Source organism: Chromobacterium indicum (assembly GCF_039708975.1).
GTDB lineage: Bacteria > Pseudomonadota > Gammaproteobacteria > Burkholderiales > Chromobacteriaceae > Chromobacterium > Chromobacterium piscinae.
The window spans coordinates 1-2,197 of record NZ_JAYFSJ010000036.1; the positions used below are offsets into that span (position 1 = coordinate 1).

Genomic DNA, 2,197 nt, shown 5'->3' on the forward strand with positions numbered 1-2,197 from the left:
CCAGCGTGTGAGTGTCGGCAAAGCGCAGCAGCAGCTTTTGCCCGTCGTCGGTGCGGAAGTCGCTGAGCCAGTGCCAGAACACGTTATCCGGGACGGCGTGGCGGAATTCCACCACGCTGAGCAGTGGGCGGCCGGACGTGATGGCCAGCCAGTCCGGCCACCATTCTTCTAGATGCAGCGGCTGTGTCCAGATCAGCGGGCCGAAGTCTTCCAGTTCGGCCATCGGGGTGTCATCAAGCGCGCGCTGCCAGGGCTGGCCATGGCGCAGCAGCCAGCGCTTTTCCTTGGCGTCGAGCTGGCTGCCATCCATCAGCCAGCAGTAATGCCCGTCTTCGTTTCTGGCCATCCATTGATGCAACTGCGGCAGCAATTCCGGGGCGTGGTGATTCTGCAGGAACATGGCTTAGGCTCCGGGCGTGGTGAGGGCGACCGGGCTGCGCGCGGCCATCGCTTTCAATAGGCAGGGAATGCAGACATTGTTGGGGAATTGCGGTAAGGGCGGCCCCATCTGATCCGGCCCGCTCCAATCGTGTTTGCCGGCCTTGATGCTGACGTTGCCGGGCGCGTGCAGTTCGATCTTGCCATCCTTGATCCGGACATAGGCGCCGCCGCTGGTCAGCAGGATTTCTTGCTTGGCGTTGGCGTGAATCTTTTGCTTGGCCGATGTGATGGTCAAGTCTTTGTCGGCGGTCAGCTCCATGGCGTCGCTCTGCGCCTGCAGCTGCACCTTTCCTTTCGCCGCGATCAGCTTGAACGCCACCTTGTCCTTGACGCCCGCGACGAACAGACTGATATGCATGCCTGCATTGTGCAGCCAGCGCCGGCCGGTGGTGTGGTTGCTGTCGCGCTGGGCAATCAGATCCAGATTTTGGCCGGCGGCCAGGGTGTGGCTCTGTTCTGTCAGGCTGGCGATGCCGGCCGGGGCCGACAGGATAATGACGGGTTGCTGGCCTGGTACTTCGCCGCCGCCGTTGGTGTTGGTGTTGGTGCCGGCTTCCCACGCCTTCAGCGCGCTGGCCAGGTGCGCCAGGTGGCCTTTTTCTTTCGCGCCGTCCTTGGCGTTGTCCGGGTCGATTTCATCCGGGCCGGTTTCCATGGTGTCGGCCAGTTGGCCGGCGGCGGTTTCGCCCAGCACTTGCGCCAGGCTCAGCGCGCTGTTGATCTGGCTTTGCGCATGCTCGCGCGCCAGTTGCTTGCCGCCTGCGCCGTTCTGCGCCTCGGTGGACAGCAATAGGCCGTGCGCGGCGCGAATGGCTCCATGGTTGTCGGTGCGCAGTTCGAAGCCTTCGCCGCGTGGCTGGGCCTTGCCGTCGCTGCGCGGGTGGGTCAGAAAGCCCTGATTCAGCTGGGTCTTGCCCGGTTCGCTGGAAAGCTTGGCGCGGACTTCGCCCGGCGTGTCGTCGAACAGCAGTTCGTTGTAGCCGCCGCCCTGGTGCTCTTTCGACTTGATCCCGGATAGCGTCTTGTTGGCCGGTAGGCTGCCGGCGCCGCTGAATGTCGGCGTCGGATGGCTGCCGTTGTACAGCACGCCGGTAATCAAGGGGCGGTCGATGTCGCCCTCGATGAAGTTGACTAGCACTTCCTGGCCGATGCGCGGAATGAACTGATGCCCCCACGCCGCGCCGGCTGAAGGCATGGCCACGCGCAGCCAGCAGGAAGACTTGTCATCCATCCCCGCGCCGATGGTTGGGTGTTCCTCCGGCCGCTGCCAGTGGAATTGCACTTTGACGCGGCCGTGTTCGTCGGTATGGACTTCTTCGCCGGCAGGGCCGACCACGGTTGCGGTTTGGGTGCCCTGGCTGGTCGGCTTGGCGTGCGGGGTGTCGGCATAGGCCGGCGTCAGCGGGATGCCGCGCCGTTGCGCCTGGAATTCGGTCTGATAGGGCGCGGCCGTCGGGTCTGCCGCCTGCAGGCCCAAACCTGGGGCGATGGCCTGCAGCTGCTGGGATAGGTCGCCGGGCAGGTTGTTGCGGGCCTGGATGCGTTGGCCGGTGACGACGAATTCGCGCTGTTCCGCGCTGTCGCCCTGGTGCGCCGGGTGGTCGTCCAGCCGGAACCATGCGCCGGCCTGCAGGCCGCGCACCGCGCCGGAACCGGTAAAGGTCTTGGCCTGTAGGTCGTGAGCCTGCTGGCGCAGCTGGGCATAGCGGCTGAGTTGGTCGGCGTCGCTGGCGTAGTAGAGGCCGGGGGCGTCGTA

General features: G+C 65.2%; 2 protein-coding genes. Both read right to left on the reverse strand.

Translation table 11 applies throughout. The features are described 5' to 3' along the window. On the reverse strand, nucleotides 1–400 hold a 400-nt coding region (locus tag VA599_RS24085; protein ID WP_346791015.1), incomplete at its 3' end, for a hypothetical protein. Nucleotides 401–403: 3 nt separating this feature from the next. Further along, nucleotides 404–2,197, reverse strand: a 1,794-nt coding sequence (locus VA599_RS24090) for a type VI secretion system Vgr family protein (protein ID WP_346791016.1), incomplete at its 5' end; no start/stop codon positions are given.